Annotated in this window: 1 protein-coding gene and 2 pseudogenes; 1 reads left to right on the top strand and 2 read right to left on the bottom strand. The window is 72.7% G+C overall.

Going from position 1 to position 1,890, the window contains the following annotated elements; all coding sequences use genetic code 11:
- Nucleotides 1-85: 85 nt before the first annotated feature.
- Complete coding sequence (locus tag ABZ896_RS52675; protein ID WP_360946635.1) at nucleotides 86-940, top strand: enolase C-terminal domain-like protein; 855 nt, start codon at nucleotides 86-88, stop codon at nucleotides 938-940.
- On the opposite strand, the pseudogene ABZ896_RS52670 reads toward ABZ896_RS52675, so the two are convergent.
- Both ABZ896_RS52670 and ABZ896_RS52665 read right to left on the bottom strand, forming a co-directional pair.
- Nucleotides 937-1,794: pseudogene (locus tag ABZ896_RS52670) on the bottom strand (SDR family oxidoreductase); the annotation flags it as partial. The gene ABZ896_RS52675 and the pseudogene ABZ896_RS52670 sit on opposite strands and share 4 nt — an antisense overlap.
- Before the next feature lies 1 nt (nucleotide 1,795).
- A pseudogene (locus ABZ896_RS52665) lies at nucleotides 1,796-1,890 on the bottom strand (hydrolase); the annotation flags it as partial.

Here is a 1,890-nt window from a genome sequence, read left to right as displayed (position 1 = left end):
CTGGGCGGCCTCCTCCAGCTCGGACGGCAGGGACTCGAAGAAGGCCTTCATCACCAGCAGGGACATCCCGGCCCTCCACGACACGATGTGCCGCTCGGTCCGCAACGCGGGCCGCCCCGGCATCGCCGCCTGCGCGATCTCGGCGCTCGACATCGCGCTGTGGGACCTCAAGGCCCGCCTCCTGGAACTCCCGTTGGCCCGGCTGCTCGGGGTGGCCCACGAGCACGTGCCGGTCTACGGCAGCGGCGGCTTCACGACGTACCACGACACGCATCTGGCGGCGCAGCTCAACGGCTGGGTGCACGGCCAGCACATCCCCCGCGTGAAGATCAAGATCGGTGAAAGCTGGGGCCGGGAGGTCTCCCGCGACCTGTCCCGTGTCCGCGCCGCGCGCGAAGTCATCGGCCCCGAGGCGGAGTTGTACGTCGACGCGAACGGGGCGTACACCCGCAAGCAGGCCGTACGGGTCGGCCACGCGCTCGCCGAGCACGGCGTCGGCTGGTTCGAGGAGCCGGTCTCCTCGGACGACCTGACGGGGCTGCGGCTGGTCCGGGACGCGGTGGTCTGCGACGTGACGGCGGGCGAGTACGGCTACGACCTGCCGTACTTCGCCCGCATGATCGCGGCCGGCGCGGTCGACTGCCTCCAGGTGGACGCGACCCGCTGCGGCGGCCTCACGGAGTTCCTCCGCGCGGCCGCGCTCGCCCAGGCCCACGGCCTGGAGGTCTCCACGCACTGCGCCCCGCACGCCCACGCGGCGGCGGCCGCCGCGGTCCCCAACCTCCGCCACATGGAGTGGTTCCACGACCACGTCCGCATCGAGGACATGTTCTTCGACGGCGCCCTGGACCCGACGGGCGGCACGATCCACCCGGTCTGCGGGGTGGGGCACGGGCTGACGTTGCGGGCGGAGGAGGTGGAGCAGTACAGGGTCGGCTAGCGGTTGCCGTTTCCGCCCCGACGGCGCAGGCCGGCGGTCACCGCGGCGCCCAGTCCTGCGACGGCCAGCCCGATCCCCATGCGTCCCCGGTTGCGGGAGACCCAGTCCTGCGGGCTGTCCGCCGTCGCCTCCTCGTCGAACCGCCCGTGCGCTCCGAAGTCCCGCCCGTGCGGCCCGTCCGCCGGAGCCCACAGATTCCCGGGACCGCCGTGGGCCCCTTCGTCCTGCTGCGAGTCGAACCCGGTCCGCGCCAGATACCGGTCCAGCACCCCAGGGGCGACCGCGTTCGCCAGCAACGTCGCGACCGTGGAGCCCCCGACCCAGTACTCCCGCCGCCGCCCGTGGGACGCCGCGTGCACGATCGCCCGAGCCGCCACCTCCGGCTGGTACACCGGCGGCACCGGCCGGGCCCGCCCCGGCATCCGGTTCAACACCCAGTCGAACTGAGGCGTGTTGACCCCGGGCAGCTGCACCATCGTCGTCCGCACCCCACTGCCGGTATGCAGCAACTCGCACCGCAGGGACTCGTTGAACCCCTGGATCGCGTGCTTGGCCCCGCAGTAGGCGGACTGAAGAGGAATCCCCCGGTACGCCAGCGCGGACCCGACCTGCACGATCGTCCCGCGGTCCCGCGGCAGCATGTGCCGCAGCGCGGCCCGCGTACCGAACACACAGCCCAGGTACGTCACTTCGGTCACCCGCCGGAACTCGTCCGCCGTGATCTCGGTGAACGGCGCGAACACCCCGGCGAAGGCGTTGTTGACCCAGACGTCGATGCCGCCGAACGCGTCGGCGACCTGCTGGGCCGCGTCGTCGACGGCCTTCGCGTCGGCCATGTCGACGCTGACGACCAGCCGACAACCCCAGCGGCAGCAGCTCGACGATGCCCGGACCCGCCATCGCGACGGTCACGAAACCGCCCGCCGCCTGCCGGGACGCCTCCGCCAACT

Origin of the sequence: Streptomyces sp. NPDC047072 (assembly GCF_040643855.1) — a bacterium.
Classification (GTDB): domain Bacteria; phylum Actinomycetota; class Actinomycetes; order Streptomycetales; family Streptomycetaceae; genus Streptomyces.
The sequence above is the reverse complement of the archived record's forward strand: the minus strand, read 5'-3'. Positions and strand labels throughout refer to the sequence as shown.